Source organism: Phycisphaerae bacterium (genome assembly GCA_012729815.1).
Taxonomy (GTDB): Bacteria; Planctomycetota; Phycisphaerae; order JAAYCJ01; family JAAYCJ01; genus JAAYCJ01.
The window spans coordinates 38,725-56,258 of sequence record JAAYCJ010000016.1 but is presented as its reverse complement, the minus strand read 5'-3'; the positions used below and the strand labels follow the sequence as shown (position 1 = coordinate 56,258).

General features: G+C 64.9%; 12 protein-coding genes. 6 read left to right on the top strand and 6 right to left on the bottom strand.

What is annotated here, in order from left to right; genetic code table 11:
* Window positions 1-1,237 (bottom strand): 6-bladed beta-propeller (locus GXY33_01345; GenBank protein ID NLX03767.1); only part of this gene is annotated, 1,237 nt, incomplete at its 3' end.
* Between the two features lie 70 nt (window positions 1,238-1,307).
* On the opposite strand from GXY33_01345, the gene GXY33_01340 reads away from it, so the two are divergent.
* Entirely contained in the window at window positions 1,308-2,654 is a 1,347-nt protein-coding gene (locus tag GXY33_01340; protein ID NLX03766.1) for an insulinase family protein, read from the top strand.
* Here GXY33_01340 and GXY33_01335 read toward each other — a convergent pair.
* Window positions 2,626-6,693 carry a hypothetical protein gene (locus tag GXY33_01335; GenBank protein ID NLX03765.1) on the bottom strand — a complete coding sequence of 1,356 codons (4,068 nt, stop codon included), beginning with the start codon at window positions 6,691-6,693 and terminating at the stop codon, window positions 2,626-2,628. The two genes, GXY33_01340 and GXY33_01335, sit on opposite strands and share 29 nt — an antisense overlap.
* A 202-nt stretch (window positions 6,694-6,895) precedes the next feature.
* On the opposite strand from GXY33_01335, the gene pfkA reads away from it, so the two are divergent.
* The gene (gene pfkA / locus GXY33_01330) at window positions 6,896-7,873 is read left to right on the top strand and encodes a 6-phosphofructokinase (protein ID NLX03764.1); all 978 of its coding nucleotides are present in this window, start codon (window positions 6,896-6,898) and stop codon (window positions 7,871-7,873) included.
* 292 nt (window positions 7,874-8,165) lie between these two features.
* Window positions 8,166-8,861, top strand: coding sequence for a PEP-CTERM sorting domain-containing protein (locus GXY33_01325; GenBank protein NLX03763.1), 696 nt, complete (start codon window positions 8,166-8,168; stop codon window positions 8,859-8,861).
* Window positions 8,862-8,873: 12 nt separating this feature from the next.
* On the opposite strand, the gene GXY33_01320 is transcribed toward GXY33_01325, so the two are convergent.
* Complete coding sequence (locus GXY33_01320) at window positions 8,874-9,680, bottom strand: SDR family oxidoreductase (protein ID NLX03762.1); 807 nt, start codon at window positions 9,678-9,680, stop codon at window positions 8,874-8,876.
* Between the two features lie 25 nt (window positions 9,681-9,705).
* Complete coding sequence (locus GXY33_01315) at window positions 9,706-9,921, bottom strand: hypothetical protein (GenBank protein ID NLX03761.1); 216 nt, start codon at window positions 9,919-9,921, stop codon at window positions 9,706-9,708.
* 96 nt (window positions 9,922-10,017) lie between these two features.
* Here GXY33_01315 and GXY33_01310 point away from each other — a divergent pair, with 96 nt between their 5' ends.
* Both GXY33_01310 and GXY33_01305 read left to right on the top strand, forming a co-directional pair.
* Window positions 10,018-11,667, top strand: a complete 1,650-nt coding sequence (locus GXY33_01310; protein ID NLX03760.1) for a hypothetical protein — start codon at window positions 10,018-10,020, stop codon at window positions 11,665-11,667.
* Window positions 11,664-13,793, top strand: coding sequence for a hypothetical protein (locus GXY33_01305; GenBank protein NLX03759.1), 2,130 nt, complete (start codon window positions 11,664-11,666; stop codon window positions 13,791-13,793). Before GXY33_01310 ends, GXY33_01305 begins: the two co-directional genes overlap by 4 nt.
* Window positions 13,794-13,818: 25 nt before the next feature.
* Here the strand turns inward: GXY33_01305 and GXY33_01300 are convergent, their stop codons facing one another.
* Both GXY33_01300 and GXY33_01295 read right to left on the bottom strand, forming a co-directional pair.
* Entirely contained in the window at window positions 13,819-15,198 is a 1,380-nt protein-coding gene (locus tag GXY33_01300; protein ID NLX03758.1) for a phosphomannomutase/phosphoglucomutase, read from the bottom strand.
* Window positions 15,199-15,502: 304 nt separating this feature from the next.
* Complete coding sequence (locus tag GXY33_01295; protein ID NLX03757.1) at window positions 15,503-16,519, bottom strand: methyltransferase; 1,017 nt, start codon at window positions 16,517-16,519, stop codon at window positions 15,503-15,505.
* A gap of 350 nt (window positions 16,520-16,869) precedes the next feature.
* Between GXY33_01295 and GXY33_01290 the strand changes: the two genes are divergently transcribed.
* Entirely contained in the window at window positions 16,870-17,484 is a 615-nt protein-coding gene (locus tag GXY33_01290) for a histidine phosphatase family protein (protein ID NLX03756.1), read from the top strand.
* The last annotated feature ends 50 nt before the right edge of the window (window positions 17,485-17,534 follow it).

Genomic DNA, 17,534 nt, shown 5'->3' with positions numbered 1-17,534 from the left:
GCTGACGGAACTGCCCGTTGGCCGTGCCCTGGCTGCCGAAGGTCGTCAGGAAGGCGCCCGCCCGCGTGAGCCGCTGGACGCGGTTGTTGCCCGAATCCGTCACGAAGATATTCCCAGCGGTATCGACTGCGACGCCTTCCGGCTGGATGAACTGCCCGTTGCCCGTCCCGCGTTCGCCGATCACCTCCACGAACTCGCCGCTCGTGGCAAACCGCTGGACCCGGTCGTTCTCCGTATCGGCCACAAAGACGTTGCCCGCATCGTCCACCGCGATTCCCTGGGGCCGGAACAACTCGCCGTCGCCGTCGCCCAGCGTTCCCCAGCCGCGGACGAAATCCCCCTCGCTGGTGAATACCTGGACCCGATCGTTCTCCGTGTCCGCCACGTACACGTTGTCGTCGGCGTCGATCGCAATGCCCTGCGGCCGCAGGAACTCGCCTTCCGCCTCGCCCGCTGTTCCCCATTCCCGCAAAAACGTCCCTTCCTCGTCGAACACCTGAATGCGGTTGTTCTGCGTGTCCGCCACGTAGATCTCGCCCGCTGAATCGACGGCCACGCCGCGCGGCTGGAGGAACTCGCCCTCGTCGCTGCCTTCGACGCCCCATTCCGACCGAAGCTCGCCGGTGTCGCTGAACCTCTGGATACGGTTGTTCTGGGTGTCGGCGACGTAAACGTCATTGGCCGCGTCAATGGCAATGCCGTCCGGCAGGTCGAATTGGCCGTTGCCCGTTCCCTGCGTGCCCCACGCCCGGTCGAATGCGTACGCCGCCGTGCCGTTGGGATCGGGAATGATGTCGTCGTCAAAGATGTTCTGGAACGCGATCACCAGTGCATTGAGGAACACGCGGCAGATCCGCTCTCCGAAGCTCGGCTCGTCCTCGGGCACCACGATCTCGTCAAACCCGTAGTTGAAGTTGCACGACCGCGCCCCGTTGACGATCCGCGAGACCCGCGTCCGCGACGGCTGGAGCAACCGGCCCGGATTGTTCGCCCGCACCCGGTCGATCGACTCGCACGGCGACGGCAACTCCGTGACCTCAGCCGCCTCGTCGCCCTCGTCCGCTTCGCCCAACAGGCTGCTCAGGTCCGTCCCGCCCAGCAGCGCCTCGATCTGGCCCTGAAGGTCCGATGGCAGGTTCGAAAGAATGGTGTTCGGATCGATCTGCGCGCTGGCACTGGCGAATGGAAAAGCTATAATCACCCCGACAAGTACGGGCAACCAAAACGTCCTTTTCATGGCGTGCTCCTCAACTTGCCTCCTATCCTTTATATGGGATCGGCAAACGAGGTTCCAGAGAAAAGTTTTAATGGAAAACAAGCAGGACTACACTCAGGCCGTCTTGCCCAACGGGCTGCGGATTGTCGCCGTCCCGGACGACCGGCTTCACTATTTCACCATCGGGGCCTACGTGGCGATGGGACCGCGGTTCGAACCCTTGGCCCACACCGGCATCAGCCACTTCATCGAGCATATGCTCTTCCAGGGCTCGCAGAAGTACCCGACCAGCGAGGACATCACCCGGGCGGCCGACCGGATCACCGGCCAGATCGCCGCCTCAACCTCGCCCGAGTACGCCTACTTCGCCCTCGCCGTCCACCGCAAGTATGCCGGCCAGGCCATCGAGATCCTGGCCGAACTGCTCCAGCGGCCGCGCTTCGAACTCGATGAGATCGAGCACGAAAAGAAGATCGTCCTCGAAGAACGGGCCCAGTTCCACGACCGCGCCCAGCGCAACCTCTCGGTCGATGAACTGCTCTACAATCTACTGACCCGCTCCAGGGAGCAGGACGTTTCCCTCGTCGGCACCGCCGCCAACATCGGCCAGTTCGACCGCGACATGGTCCGGAACTACTGGAAGCAATTCTTCACCGCCGGCAACACCGTCCTGGTGGCGGCAGGGGGGTTCGAGCCGGATGCTGTCGCCGCCAAGATCGCCAACGAGTTCGAGCCCATGCCCGCCGGCCGGCCCGCCGAGCCCCAAGCCGCGGAAAACCCCCGGCCCGGTCCCGAAGTCGTCTTTCGCCGCCAGGACTCTCCGATGCTCACCGTCGCCCTGGCCTGGCGGGCCGTCTCGTTCGATCATCCCGACTACGCCGCCTACGCTGCGCTCTCCGAGTTTCTCGGCGCCGGCACCAGTTCGCGCCTCTTCACCCGCATCCGCGAAGAGCTCGGCCTGGTCTACGACATCTCCAGCGGTCTGGTCACAGGCTCCCATTTCGGTTGGCTGCAGATCGACACCACGGTCAGCCGGTCCAACTACGTGGCCACCCTCGATGAGATCCTCAACGTGGTCGATGAATTCGTCGAGCGTCCAGCCGATGAGCAGGAGCTTGCCGTTTGCCGCGAAAAACTCCGCTGCGGCCTCGAAATCGCCCACGACGACCCCGCCGAAACCGCCGCCTGGTACGGCAAACAGACCCTCCTGCTGCCGCCCGACCGGATACTCTCCCTCCAGGACGAACTACGCCAGATCGAAGATCTGTCAATGGATCAACTCGTGAGGGTCGCCCGCTCGACCTTCACTCCCGACGGCTGTCACCTGGTGGCGGTCGGCCCGATCAACTGGCTCGACCGTCGGCGCACCCGGCGCCTGGTCCGCTCGAGGCTCGGCGTCGCCCCGCTCGTCACGGGACCGGGTCGGCCACCTTCCTGACGAACGCCCGCCCGTTCATCTGCCCCGTCATGTACAGCGATCCGCCCGAACAGGCCGCGTCATACGCAGCGTCCGGCGCCATCCCGCCCGAACACGAACTGGTCAGCAGGTTCAGATTCGTATCGTAGGTCAGCAGCAGGGCGTTGGTCTGCCCGTCCAGCGTCACCGTGCCCGTTACGTACACGAATCCGCCGTCCACCACGATACCCCATCCCTCATCGTCGCCCGGCCCGTCGAACGTCGCCGAGCCGACTTCGCTGTATGTCTCGCCGTCGTCGCTGAACTTGACCACCAGCACCGCGCTGCCCGTCGGCGACTCCATGGCGGTGAACGTCCCGACCACGTAGAGGTCCGACCCGACCACCGCCACGTCGCGGCCCACCTCGTCGGCGCTCGCGCTGCCCCAAAACGCGTCCCAACCCCACGTTCCATCGGCGTCCAACTGCCACAGCACCAACTGCTTGTCGCCCGTGCTGACCATGCTTGTGAAGCAGCCCGTCGCGTAGATTCGCGAGTCGCCCAGGCACAGGCCGTACCCGAGACAGTCCTCCCCGGTGGCATCGCTCCCGATCTCCACCACCCACGAGTCGTTATCGCCCGTGTCGCACTTCTCGACGTAGAACCACATGTTGTCGCCATCGTCCAGGGTGTAGCCGACGGTGTATACTTCGCCCGCCTCGTCCACCGCCACGTCCCGGGCCTCCTCCACGCCGAAGTATTCCGATTCCCCGCAGAACCGGCTCCAGTACCCTTCCTCCGATTGGCTTGTGTCCAGCGCGCCCACGTTGCTCCAGTGGACCACCACCGCGTCGCTGTTCGACTCGTCCGGAGACCCGACCACGTACGAATAGGTGGAGCCCGCCAGGTACACGTCCGATCCTCGCACCGCGATCCCGTACGCCCCGTCCGTCGCATCTCCTCCCCACGTCACGTCCCACACCGGCGTCCCGTTCAAGTCGTACTTGAGGGCCAGGAAATCTGTCGGCGTCTCACCGTGGCAGACATACCCGCCGGTATAGACGTACCCTCCCGACACCGCGATCCCTTCCGTACACGACGAGACCGGCTCGTCATAGGTCCACAACGACGCGGTTGGCGCGATCCTCACCAGGTAGTCGCCCGCGCCCGCCGAGGCGTGCACCTTCAGCGTATAATGCCCCGATTGCCCATCGGTCACAAAAGACGTCTCGGTCGCGCCCGTCGTTAAACCGGCCGCCGCCGTCATCGAATCGTTCAAATCATGGAGCGCGATCGCATACGCGCCCTCCGAGCCCGATGCCGTAAAATCGCCCCGCAGCCGCAATATGCTGATCTCCACGAGCCCGGTCGGCAGGTCGAATTGGAAGCAGTCAGCGCCATCCGTCTCCGCGTTGATCCGCCCGACTAACTCAATCGCATAGCCGCCGACTCCCTCGATCGTCTGGGCCTGGCTCGCATCGTCGTTCGGCTCGATCTCCGCGATTGCCCGCGGGCTCCGCATCACGGTCAGGTTGTACGTCGCGGGCGTCCACCCCGGCCCCGGCTCCACCAGCACGTAGTGTGTCCCGCTCTGAACCGCGATCGTGCCGAACGAGCCCTGAGGCGGCGTCACCGCGTAGTTGAACGGCCTGACCGCCATCAGCGAATTGCCCGCGTCCACCAGCGAGACCATCATTTCGTACGAGCCGATCACCTCCGCCCTGCCCGCGCTCGCCGCCGCCACCGGCTCAGCCGAAATCCACACGCTCACCTCGTCGCCCGCCTCAAGCTCGATCGCGTAGTAGTCCTTCAGGTCCGTCTCGGACGTCACCGCGCCCGCCGCCGTGCCCATTCCGTCGCAGAAGCCAAGCGGATTCGCCTCCGCCATCGTGTCGTTACTCTCACTCTCGGTGATATCGCACGATTCCAATCCCGTAAACGCGAACGTCGCCGACGCGGTATCGCTGGCCGCCATGTCCGGTGCGAACGCCTTGGCTTTCAGCGTGCCGCTCGTCGACAGAACGAACGGCCCCGCATACAGCGTTGACCCCGTAGTTGGCTCGCTACCGTCTATCGTATACCGGATTTCCGACCCCGTCGTGCCGCACGCGAGAGTCACCTGCACGCTCTGGCTGTGCGTGCCGCCGTTCGGGTTGATCGTCGGCGTCGCCACCTTGATGTTGGCGAAGCTCGCCGTGCCGATCGGGCTGGGCGTCATGCCCGCCGCGTACGCCCGAGCTCTGATCGTCGCCGTCTGCGTCAACACCACCGGACCGCTGTAGGCGATATCGCCCTCGTCCGGATCGCTCCCGTCGAGGCTGTAGTAGATTCTCGCCTCGGGCGTGCCGGTGCTGATCGCGACGCTCGTGCTGCCCGCGAATTGGGTTCCGTCCGGCGGGTTGAACACCGGCGTCGCGACCTGCGCGCGGCTGTACACGCCTAAAACGGTTCCGCTGGGCGTCATACCCGCCTTGAACGCCCGGGCCTTGACCGTCGCGCTATATGTAAGGTCAAACGGCCCTTCGTACAGCGTGCTGGCCTCCGTCGGTTCGCTCGCATCCAGGGCATACCGGATCTCCGCCCCCTCCGTCGCACACCGGATCGTCACCGCGAGCGGCGCCACGAAATCCTCCGCGCTCGGCGGCTCCAGCGCCGGCATCGCCACCGTCGCCCGCGTGTACGTCGCCTCCGCCACCTCGCTGGCGCTCAGCCCCGTCCGCACCGCCATCGCCATGATCGTCGTCGTCCGCTCGATCCGCAGCGGCTCCACGTACAGCTCGGATTCAACGCTCGGCGCACTGCCGTCGGTCGTGTAATAGATCTTCGCGCCCGGTGTCCCGCAGCCGATCCCGACCTCCAGAACACCCGAAAACTCCTGCGCCAGCGGACTGAAGAACGGCGCCGTCGTCACTCCATCCGACTCGCCGGCCAGCCGACGGTGCGAGATCACCTCCGACGAGTACTCACCCAGATTTGCGCACAAACGCCCCGGATCGAACGCCAACTCCGCCGCCAGCCGCCCGTACATCCGCCACCACGGCAACCCCTCCGGCATCACCGTCCACTGGCTCTGCCCCTTGACCTTCGAACCGAAGGTCTGCCGCCCATAGAGCAGCACGCCAAGCTCCGGCCTGACCGTCAGGTCCGTCTCCGACGCCTCCGACGCCCGCGGCGCGGTCGCGTTGTATTCGGTCTGGTAATCGCTCAACGGCCGCCATTTGCCGTTCAAATAGCTGATCCCCGCCGTATAGGTCACCCGCTGATCCGAAGCCGCCTCGAACCCCACGCGCACCTGCCCGTCCACGTTCACCGACACCACCAGCACCGGCCGAAGGACCACCGGAATCCCGTCCACGTATTCCGTGATCGGCGCAAACGACAGTTCCGCGATGACCGTCTCCGCCGCCGGCCCGTTCGCCGACGCCCCGGACCGTACGCTCAGCGAAGTCTCCAACGCGGTGCGATTGACGAATGTCACCTCCGTCGCCGTCAGCCACGAAAACACCACCCTCAGGTCAAAGGCCGGACTGATCGCCACCGTTCCGCTGACCGTTACCCGGTCGTCCGTCGTCTCCGCCAGCCCGTCCTGGTCGTGGAGTACCACGTCGGCCAACTCCAGGACGAACGCCGCCTCGCCCTCCGCCTCCGCCAGCGTCGCCCCTTCACCCATCCGAGGCTCCGAGGCCAGATCGTCGCCCGTCAAATCCTTGCTCACCTCCAGAACGCCGCTGCCCACCACGCTGGCCAATCGGACGGACTCGGTTTGAAGCACCGTCGTTCCGCCCTCCTGATCCACCGCCGTCACCAGGGCCAGCATCCCATCCGGCATGCCCGGGCGCGGACCGCTGGCGATCACGCTGCCCACCGCCACCTGGTCGAGGATCGCCGCGTCGCCGGAGACCCGCAGCTCGCCGTCTTCGGGCGAATAGGAAACGCTCGCCGTGCCCGCCGCCTCGTCCAGCGTCACCACATTCCATGCCGGCGGGCCGAAGGGATACGAATCACAGGAACTTATAACCCCCACAGCCGCAAGTGCACACACCGCATAATAGGCCCGGCGCATCCGGTTTTTGCTCATCATCTGTGATGCTCCAGAAGCTCGCTCCGCCACATCCCAAGGCTCCATTGTACCGAGCCTTCATGTGACGGCAAGGACGTGCGGGGGCCTGATCCGCGAAATGCTGTTGATCCGTGTGATAATTCTGACTACCATTCAAGCGATTTACATCCATAAACCGAAGATTCCTCCGCCTGCCCCTCAAGGATATCAGCGAGACTTAATTATGAACAAATCCATTGCGGTCTTCACCAGCGGCGGCGACGCACCCGGCATGAACGCTGCCATCCGTGCGGTCGTCCGAATGGCCATTGCGAGTGGCTACGAGGTTCACGGCGTCATCCGCGGCTATCAGGGCCTCATTGATGACAACCTCCGGCCAATGGACTCCCGATCGGTCTCCAACATCATCCAGCGGGGAGGAACTATCCTCCATACCGCCCGCTCCAAAGAGTTCATGACCGACGAGGGTCAGAAGAAGGGGGCAGCGAACCTGGCCCGCCGCAACGTCTCCGCCCTGATCGGCATTGGCGGCGACGGCACCTTCCACGGCCTGGCCGCCCTGTCCCGATTCTGGCCGGGCCAGATCATCGGCGTTCCCGGTACCATCGACAACGACCTGTTCGGCACCGACTACACCATCGGCTACGACACCGCCATTAACACCGCCCTCGAGTCCATCGACCGCATCCGCGACACCGCCGAATCCCACGACCGCTTCTTCCTCGTCGAGGTCATGGGCCGATGGGCGGGCTTCATCGCCCTTGACGTGACCGTCGCCGGAGGGGCCGAATATGTCGTTCTGCCCGAGAGCGGCGAATCCCTCCAACAGATCGCCGATCTGCTCGAAGCGGGCCTCGCCCGCGGCAAACGCACCGGAATCGTCGTCGTCTCCGAACGCGGAAAAGCCGGGGCCGTCCACGAGATCGCCGAAAAACTCGAACAACTCGGCCGCCACGAGTACCGCGTCGCCATCCTCGGCTACATCCAACGCGGCGGATCGCCCACCGCCCGCGACCGAATCCTGGCCAGCAAGCTCGGGGCCTACGCCGTCCAGCTCGCCGCCGAGGGCCAGACCGGCGTCATGGTGGGCGAAATCGCCGGAAAACCCGTCGCCACCCCCCTTGAACAGACGTGGTCCCGGCGCGACGAAAAACCCCTCGATCCCTTCCTCATGGAAATCCTGCCCGTCCTGGCGCAGTAGAAGATGGGTCACAGATCAGTAACTCCTTGGCTGCCGGATAGTTATAGGACCAAGCGGGGCTCCTGGGCCGACTTTTTTGTTTCCACTCGCGGTTTTCCATATTGACGGTTCCAGCGGAATTCCCTACAATGAAACTATTCCGTCGTAGAAAACTGCGGCGGATGATAACAAGTGAGACTTGGAAGCCCGGGAGAGAGATCGCTGAGACTCCGTCCCGGGCTTTTTTATTGTCCGTAGGTTGGCGGCGGCCCAGGAGTAGTCACTGGCCCCGCTGGGAAAAGGAGCAGGAAAGATGAATCGAGGGGATCGGGTCGCATCGGTTGGTGGAAAGTTGGGCGGGGTCTGTCGGGTGCTTCTGATCGCAGCGGCGATTGTTGCCCCAGCCGTCGCCCAGGCGTCTTTCTACGAGTTCACCGCCTTCGACCAGGAGGGTGAGGATATGCCTTACCCGGGGCTGTACCTCTACATGACCGTCGAGGACTACGGCGACGGCTTGGCCCATTTCACCTTCTACAACGAAAGCGCCATCGACTGCTCCATCGCCCGAATCTACTTCGACGACGGTTCGCTGCTGGGCGTCGATACGATCACCAACGGACCGGGCACCGAGTTCGCCCGTGCCTATCCCGGCCCGGATAACCTGCCCGGCGGCCAGAACCTGACCCCGCCGTTCGAGGCTTCTCGCGGGTTCAACATCGGAGCCGTCAACCCGCCGCCGAAAAACGGCGTCAAGAATGACCCCTTCGGCGAGTGGGTCGATATCGCCTTCACGCTGCAGAACGGCCAGACCATCTTCGACGTGATGGATGAACTCCAGAACGGCACGCTGCGGGTCGGCCTGCACGTCCTGGCCTTTCCCGACGGCGGAAGCGAATCCGTCATCGATGCGGTCAACGAAGAAATCCCGATCCCCGAACCTTCGGTGATCGCGCTGCTGGCCTGCGGCGCTCTCGGAATGCTCGTTCGCCGCCCGCGCCGATCCGCCTGATACATTCAATCGCTACGACCGGCTCTCCTGAAACCGGCGCACGATTTCCGTCACCGTCTTGCGCGGCAACAGGCGTTCAAGCTGTATCAACAGCCGGTCGCCGCCTTTGGGGATGATGATCGTCTTGCCCCGCATCAGCCCGCGATACCCGATCCGGGCCACCGTCCTCGCGTCCATCGCCCGCGACGATTGAAACATCGCCACCTTCCCCGTGCCCGCCCGACGCGTAAAGTCGGTCTCCGTCGGACCCGGACACAGCACGCTCACCGTCACGCCGGAGCCGGCAATCTCATTGGCCAACGCCTGCGTCAGCGACAGCACGTACGCCTTGGTCGCATAGTACACCGCCATCAGCGGCCCCGGCTGAAAACCCGCCATCGAACCCACGTTCAGAATCCGCCCGCGCCCGCGCCCCAGCATGTCCCGCAGAAACAACTTGCTCAACCCCGTCAACGCCGTCACGTTCACCTGGATCATCGCCAGTTCCTTCTCCAGGTCGGTCTGGGCGAACCGCCCGTACGTCCCGAGCCCGGCGTTGTTGACCAGCACGTCAATCTCCACCCCGTCGCCGGCCAGCCGGTCATGCACCTGCCGCGACGCCGCCGGATCGGAAAGGTCCCTGGCGAGAACCCGCGTCTCTACCTCGAACTCGCGGTGCATCTCCTCTGCCGTCTTCTCGAGCGCCTCGACCTGCCGGGCCAGCAGCACCAGGTCGTACCCGTCCCGCGCAAAACACCGCGTCAGTTCGTACCCGATCCCGCTGGACGCCCCGGTCACCAGAACGCTCTTGCCCCGTGCGAACGCGTCGCCTGTCGCCATCGATCACGCCCCCTTCAAAGGTGCTTCATGACCGCGAGTCCCCGCCCTTGGAGATCGGTTCGTGGGCCTTGCGCCCGTACACCCGCTCGTACGCCTTGCAGTTCGGACACAGCGACCCTTCGACCCGCTTGACCAACCAGAACGCCAAGCCGCGCTGCTTCGCCCGCGCACGCCGGCAGACCGGGCATTCCAGGCACTGCTTGGCCCGCTGGCGGTCCTTCTCGCTGATTGGACGCTCCATCGTCGCCTCCCGTTCTCGATTGTACCGGCTTGAGCGGCGGCTACCGGCCGGTTATCATCCAGCCGTCTTGCCGTTTCTGCCGATCGAATGCATTGTATGAATGACCCATTACACCGTCAATCGACAAACCGATCGCTCAGGTCAGCGGCTTTCCCCGCCGCCGTCATTGCCGCCGGACTGTTCGCGGTCTATCTGATCTCCATTGTCTCCGCATCTCTCCACCACGGCCTCGGTTTCACCCTCGACGATGGCTGGATCCACCTCGCCTACGCCCGAAACCTCGCCGACTTCGGAGTCTGGGGCCTCAATCCCGACCAGCCTTCAGCCGGCGACACCTCCATCCTGTACGTCCTGGCCTTGACGCCCGCCTTTCTCCTGAACCACGCGGGTGTGCTCGCCGCCTACGCCGTCAACCTCCTCGCGCTGATCGCCGTCGCCGTCCTGGCCGCTGGAATCGCACGCGAACTCGTGCCAGCCAGTCCTCGCCAACGGCTGCTTCTGGTCGTTCTCGTCGCCGCCTGCGGCAACCTGATCTGGTACGCCTTCACTGGCATGGAGACGCTGCTCATGCTGGCCCTGGGCCTGGCCGCCATCCGATCCGCCTCCGCCGGCCGCCACTGGACGACCGGCCTGCTGATCGTCCTGACCGGCCTGACCCGTCCGGAAGGCATCACCGTCGGCTTGGCCGTCGCCGCGTGGGCTTTCCTCCATCGCCTGCGAGAACCCTCCGACCGGTGCCGCCGCGCATCGTGGCTCATTCCCCTCGCCGCCTGCGCAGCCGCCGTCGCCATCGGTCTGATCTGGCAGCACGCCGTCACCGGCCAATGGCTGCCCACCACCCTCCAGGGCCGAAGCTGGATCATCGGCCAGCCTCCCGGCCCCGCTCTCAACCCGCTATCCATCGCCGCCAATGTCCTCTGGCTGATCGGCGTGTGGGGCTATCGCCTCCTGCAGTTCAGTTTCGGCCAAGCCATCCTCGTCCATCTGGGCCTGCCGGGCACCGTCGCCTGGATCGTCTCCGGCCTCGCCGCCGCAATCGCCCTCGTCGGATTCATTGCCTATCTGGCCCGGGCCGGCACGCAGGCCGCGATCCTGCTGATCTGGGCAATCCTTCACCTGCTCGCCTACGCCGTCTTCCTGCCCACTCGCGGCCACGCTGGACGGTATCAGCCGATGGTCCTGATCCTCGCCATGCTCTGCCTCGGACTGGGCATCCTCTGGCTGATCGACCGCCCGCGGTCCCGGCCGCTAAGGACGACCTTGATCGCCCTGGCCTCCGTCGTCGTGGCCGCCGCCCTGGGCGGCAACGCCCTCTGGATAATCGCGGCACGGCAGTCCATCACCCTCTTCGACCGCGTCCACCTATCAGCCGCTGCGTGGCTCCACAGCCACACCGCCTCCGACGCCAGAGTCGCCGCCTTCGACATCGGCGCTATCGCCTACCTCGCCGGCCGCACCGTTATCGACGTCGGCGGCCTCTGCGACCCCGATGCCGCCCGCGCCCTCTACAACCGCACCATCCCGCATTACCTCCGCCAACGCCAAACCGACTACCTCGCGATGATCTTCCCCTACCACGACCCGGACGAGTACCTCCGCCGGCTCGACCTCCAGCCGCTCCTTGACGAACGCATCCTCCAGCCTGTTCAGTCCTTCTCCTTCAGCCCAGAACCGATCCTCGCCGGCAAAACCGCACGGGTCGTCGCTGGCAAGATCGTCATCTATCGGCTAAACTCTCGTCCGTGAAAACGCAAACTCTGATCACCATCGCCGTCGCCTCCGCCGCCGTCGTCGCTATCGTCGCGGCCCTCTACTGGGTCTCACCCGTCGTTTTCTACATCGTCCTGACCGAAATCCCAGCCGTCCTCGGCATCTTCCTCGCCTCACTGACCGTCGGCTGCCTGCCGGTCCGATGGCTCGTCCCAAAACTGACAATCAGCCAGCGCTTGGTCGCCTCTTGGGCCCTCGGCTCGGGCCTGCTGGCCACGCTGATCCTGCTGGCCGGATTGGCCGGCCTCCTCTCGCGAACGCTCTGGCTGATCGCCGTCATTGCCCTGGCCGCCGTCGCCCTCGGCATCCTCTACAAAAACCTGCGCCGCACCGCTGCGGAGAAAGTCGTCTACGAATTCGGCCGATGGTGGGCCCTCCTGTTGCTCGTCATCTTTCCCTTCGCCGTCATGGCCCTGGCCGCCGCCACCGTCCCGCCGGGTTTCCTCTGGTCAGCCGAAGGCGGAGGCTACGACGTCCTCGAATACCACCTCCAGGTCCCCAATGAGTGGTACCACGCCGGCCGCATCGAGTTCCTGCCTCACAACGCCTACGCCAACCTGCCCGCCAACGCCGAAATGTTCTACCTCCTGGCCACAATCCTGAACCGCGGACCATACGCCGCCGTCTACGCCGCGCAACTGACCCACACCGGTTTCGCCTTCGCCTGCGTCCTGGCCGTCTGGATCTTCGTTCGCCCGTGGGGAACCTGGCCCGCCGCCCTGGCCGCCGCCGCTTTGGCCACCTGCGGCTGGATGGCCTACCTCGCCCCGCTCGCCTACGTCGAAATGCCCATGCTGTTCCTGTCGATCGTGATTGTCGGCGTCCTCGTCACCACCCTGCGCGACGCCACACTCGACCTTCGCGCCTCCGGCCTGATCGGCCTGATGCTCGGCCTGGTAGGGGGGTACAAGTACACCGCCCTGGCCATGCTCGCTCCCGGCGTCGTCATCGCCGCCGCCCTCGGCGCCGTCGCCGTTCGGCGCTACCGCGGCTTTCTGCTCTATCCGCTCGCCGTCGCCGTCTTCGCCGCCATCGGTCTCTCGCCCTATCTGCTCCGCAACCTCTTCTGGACCGGCAACCCCGTCTTCCCAATCGCCTACGACCGCTTCGGCGGCCGCGACTGGAGCGACGCCCTCGCCGAACGCTGGCAACAGGGCCACTCGCCGCGTCCGGACCAGCAATCGGTCGCCGGACGCCTCGCCGCCCTCTACTGGACCGGCGGCCGCAACATCGTCGTAGATCACTTCCTCGCCCAGAAGCACCGCAACCTCGGCGACCAGCAGCGGGCCCGCGACATCCTCAACCCGCCGCCCATCCTCGACCTGCCCCGCTTCGGCCTCGCAGTCCTCCTGCTGCCCTGGCTGGTCTTCCTCACCCGCCGTCAGCGGTTCTGCGACCACCTGTTGCTATTGATCCTTCTGATCGGGATCGCGGTCTGGCTCTTCGCCACCCACCTGCAGGGCCGCTTCCTCGTACCGCTTTTGGCCCTTGTCCCGTTCCTGATCGCCCGTTCCGCCGAAACCGTCGCTCCGCCCGGCCGCCAGTTCTGGTCCGTGCCGCTGGTCGCCCTCCTCCTGATCGCCTCCGGCATCAACTGGCTCGACGCCCAACGCCGCTACCACCGCCACCTCTACGCGCCTACCGGCCAGCCCCTCAACCTCTTCGGCGCTCACGCCTACTTCCTCCGCGGCGACGTGCCCGGAAGCGAATACCTGGGCGTGGTCAACGAACAGCCGAACGCCCGCGTCATGCTCATCGGCGAAGCCCGGCCCTTCTACGTCATCGGCAATCCGATCTACTGGACCGTCTTTAACCGCAACGATTTCGCCCAAGCCGCTGGAATCGCCCCGGGCCTGCGCGACCTCAAGGAATACCTCGCCCGCACCAAACCGGACTACATCTACGTCGATTGGCTCGAAATCCGCCGCCTCGCCGACACCTACGGCTTCGACCAGTCCATCCGCCCCAGAATCTTCCGCTACCTCAACTCACGCCCGCAGTTCACGGTCCGCCGCGCCGGAGCCTGGGGCCCGACCATCGAATTCCGCGGCGACCACACGCCCGCCCGCGTCCTCTACCGCGTCAACCACTCGCCCGACTGACCGCCGCCCCCCATCACGCCGCCGATCAGTGCTCCTCCGGCTCGCCCAGCATCGGCGCCACCTCCGCCAGCTTCGCGGTCAGCAGCCCCTTGTCCTTCGCCTCCATGTTCAGCCGCAACAGCGGCTCCGTGTTGCTCTTGCGGACGTTGAACCACCAGTCCGCATACTGCACCGTGATCCCGTCCAGATAGTCGACCTGCCCGTCGCTGAACTGCTCGCCCAACGCCTTGATCCGCGCGTCCTTATCGTCGGTCGTAAAATTCAACTCGCCCGACTGCGCGTACCGCCGAAGCGGAGCCACCAGCTTCGACACCGGCTTGCCGCCCTCCTGCTCGATCACGTTCAGCAGCGCCACCACCGCCAGATATCCCGAATCGCAATACCAGTTGTCCTTGAAGTAGAAGTGCCCCGACAGCTCCCCGCCGAACACCGCGTTGCTCTCCGCCATCGCCCGCTTCATGAACGAATGCCCCACCCGCTCGCGCCGCGGAACCCCGCCTGACTTCTCGATCTCCTCCTTGACCACCCGGCTGCTCCGAAGGTCGTACACCACCGTCGAACCCGGCGTCCATCGCAAAAATGCCTTCGCCAGCAGCGCCGTCAGCAGATCGCACGGCACGATCTGCCCCTTTTCGTCCACGATCATCGACCGGTCCGAATCGCCGTCGAAACAGATCCCCAGATTGCAGCCGTGCTTCCTGACCGCCGCCTGAAGCTGCCGCAAATTCGCCGCCACCAGCGGGTTCGGATCGTGCGCAAACTCGCCCTTGTGCTCGAAATTCAACTCCACCGTCTCCAGGTCGGCCAGGTCGCCGAACACGATCGGCCACATCTTGCCCGCCATCCCGTTTGACGCGTCGATCGCCACCTTCAGCTTCCGACCCGGACCACGCAAAAAACTCCGCACGAACGCCTTGTACTCCGGCGCCAGATCCCGCCGCGTCAAGGTCCCCTGCGCCGTCGCCGACCGCGGCGGCACCGCCAGCGCGATCCGCTTGATCTCCATCAGACCCGTGTCCTGACCGATCGGCTTGCCGCCCGGACCGGTGATCTTAAAGCCGTTGTACTGCGCCGGATTGTGGCTCGCCGTCGTCTGAACGCCGCCGCCGCTCTTGAGGTGGTTGACCGCGAAGTAGATCTGCGACGTGTCGATCATCCCAACGTCCACCACGTTCATCCCGCCGCCCAACGCCCCCTCCACAAACGCCTGGCACAGCGATGGGCTGCTCTTGCGCATGTCCGAGCCGATCGCCAGGCTGTTAAGCTGCGGGTCCGTCCGGTCGATCCCCGATAGCTGACCCCGCAAAAACTGCGCCGTCGCATACCCGATGCACCACGCTATCTCCTCGTTCAACTGATCCGGATACACGCCGCGAACGTCATAAGCCTTGAATATCGCGTCCATTTCACTGCCCCTCTCGAGGTTCTTCGACCCCACCGGGTTCGTCCGTGGTTTCACTGCCCCGCGATCCGCATCGCGAAAGGGGCACTCCTGGCACACCGGATAGTTCCGCATCTGACGCGTCTTGCATACCGCGTCCGAAATCCGGTACGTCTGCCCCGGGCACTGTCGCTTGTAATCCTTTGGATCCTGCAAAGCGCTCATCGCCCCCATTATAGGCCCCAACCCGCCCCAATCAAGCGCCACCCGCCGCCATTGTGGGTCCGCCGCCCTCGGCGGACTCCCTCCCCCTTCGAAGCCAATCCCCTCAACCCGCCCCGCAACCCGCCTGCTCCCATTCCTCGAACGCCGCCACCGCGTTCTCCGGCCGCGTGTCGATCCCGTACTCGAACTGCGCGATCACCCCGCCGCCCTCGCGGGCCAGATTCCGCCACACCCGCCGAACCCCTTCACGCACCTGCCCGACCGTCCCGCGCGGCATCAGATTCTGACGGTCAATCTCGCCCCAGAACGTGATCCGACCCGCGAAACGCTTCCCGATCTCCTCGATCGGCATGCAGAAAAGCTGGCTGTTGATCGCGTCCACCCCGATCTCGATCAGGTCCTCGTAGATGTCCATGATGTACCCGTCCGAGTGCATGAACACGAACTTCCCAGCCGCCTTGGCCATCGCCGCGTAATCCCGGTACAGCGGCTTGTACAACTCCCGCCACCGCGCCGGACTGATCAGCAGCGCCTTCTGACTCCCCCAATCGTCCGCGAAAATGATCCCGTCAATCTTCGTCCGGCACAACGCCTCCTGGCCCGCCAGGTTGAATTCGTGTACCATCCTCCGCAGCTCGAAAAACTCCGCCGGCGGATCCGCGATGTCCATGTACAGGTTCTCCGAACCGCGAATGTACTGCATCCGCTCAAAGGGAGTGCCCCACCCCGCCAGCACGAACGTCTCCGTCGACTCGCAGAACCCGTCCACCTCCTCCAACCCGACGCCCACCAGCTCCATCGGCGCCTTCACCTTGCCCAACTCGCTCCACTCGCCCACCAGCGGCTCTTTCACCTCGCCCACCACGCCCCGCTGAATGTTCTCAAACCGACACCCCCACTCATCCACGTACGTCCCGACTTCGGTCGGATGACCCACCTGATGCGCCAGCCGCGGCTGATGAATCGGCGGATGCGCGATGTCCCCTGGGAACCGCTCCCGCAACGCCTCCACCGCCGCCTTGTGATGCACCATCGCCCCATCCAAAACCCACAAATCCCGCGCCACCCGATCCGGCCTCTCAAACCGCAACGCCCGCCGCACCCGCTCTCGAGACGTCATCGCACACTCCTCGCCATGCACACGCCATCTTCCTCATCCAAACACAACGCCGCATACCTCTACCGCCGCCCAACCCCAAAGTCAATCCCGCCCCGCTCAGAAAAAGGGGACATTCTACTTTTCCGCCACCCGCCGCCTCCGCCGATCCCCAATCGCGGTTCCCCTCCAGATAGAGCCCCGACCGCTGGGAGCGAGCCCCCTCAACCGCCACAGGCGGCCCTGAAGCCTCTTTCCATCCCTACCACAACCATTGAATCCCCAGCCCGAATCGCGGTATCATCAACCCCGTCGCGTAGCGGACTACCGACCATCACGACAAAAAGCAACGCCCAGCCGGGATCAGGAGAACCATGAACCTGCTCATCGTCCGACACGCCGAGTCCAAAGGAAACGCCAACGGCGACTACTCCGTCCTCTCCCACGACTCCCTCTCCCCTCAAGGCCACGCTCAGGCTTCTGCTCTTGCCCGCTGCCTGACATCGCGGCACTTCGACGAAATCCTCGTCAGCCCGCTCCAACGCGCCCTCGAAACCATCGCCCCCTATCTCGAAACAACGCATCAACGCGCCGAAATATGGCCCGAAATCGCCGAAGCCTGCTGGCAGGAACGAGAACCCCACCCCAGCCCCTCCTGGAACGCCCAGCCCGCCTCCGTGCCCGACCGCCTCGCCAACCTCTTCTCCTACCGAAACAACCAGGCAGTCAAACCCGTCGAACCCGAATCCTTCGCCGACGGCCTCTGCAGGGTCCACACAACCGCCCAGCGGATCAAAGACGCCGCCGCCAGACCAAACCACTCCATCCTGATGGTCACCCACGGCCTCTTCATCAGAGAACTCCTCAACCTCCTTTTCGATACCCGCAGCCCAATCCGATTCCCCCACGACAACTGCGGCATGACGTCCGTCAGCTACAACGGCGCGTGGACGATGGATTTCTGCAACCGCCAAACCCACACAATCTGACCCAACCACCCGAACTCAACGCGCAACCTGCCACGAAAAGAGCCGCGACT

Excerpts from the sequence above, each read along its gene's own strand:
- GXY33_01290 (NLX03756.1), top strand. The coding sequence starts at position 16,870 with ATGAACCTGCTCATCGTCCGACACGCCGAGTCCAAAGGAAACGCCAAC.
- GXY33_01295 (NLX03757.1), bottom strand. The coding sequence starts at position 16,519 with ATGACGTCTCGAGAGCGGGTGCGGCGGGCGTTGCGGTTTGAGAGGCCG.
- GXY33_01315 (NLX03761.1), bottom strand. The coding sequence starts at position 9,921 with ATGGAGCGTCCAATCAGCGAGAAGGACCGCCAGCGGGCCAAGCAGTGC.
- pfkA (NLX03764.1), top strand. The coding sequence starts at position 6,896 with ATGAACAAATCCATTGCGGTCTTCACCAGCGGCGGCGACGCACCCGGC.
- GXY33_01340 (NLX03766.1), top strand. The coding sequence starts at position 1,308 with ATGGAAAACAAGCAGGACTACACTCAGGCCGTCTTGCCCAACGGGCTG.
- GXY33_01300 (NLX03758.1), bottom strand. The coding sequence starts at position 15,198 with ATGGACGCGATATTCAAGGCTTATGACGTTCGCGGCGTGTATCCGGAT.
- GXY33_01335 (NLX03765.1), bottom strand. The coding sequence starts at position 6,693 with ATGATGAGCAAAAACCGGATGCGCCGGGCCTATTATGCGGTGTGTGCA.
- GXY33_01310 (NLX03760.1), top strand. The coding sequence starts at position 10,018 with ATGAATGACCCATTACACCGTCAATCGACAAACCGATCGCTCAGGTCA.
- GXY33_01325 (NLX03763.1), top strand. The coding sequence starts at position 8,166 with ATGAATCGAGGGGATCGGGTCGCATCGGTTGGTGGAAAGTTGGGCGGG.
- GXY33_01320 (NLX03762.1), bottom strand. The coding sequence starts at position 9,680 with ATGGCGACAGGCGACGCGTTCGCACGGGGCAAGAGCGTTCTGGTGACC.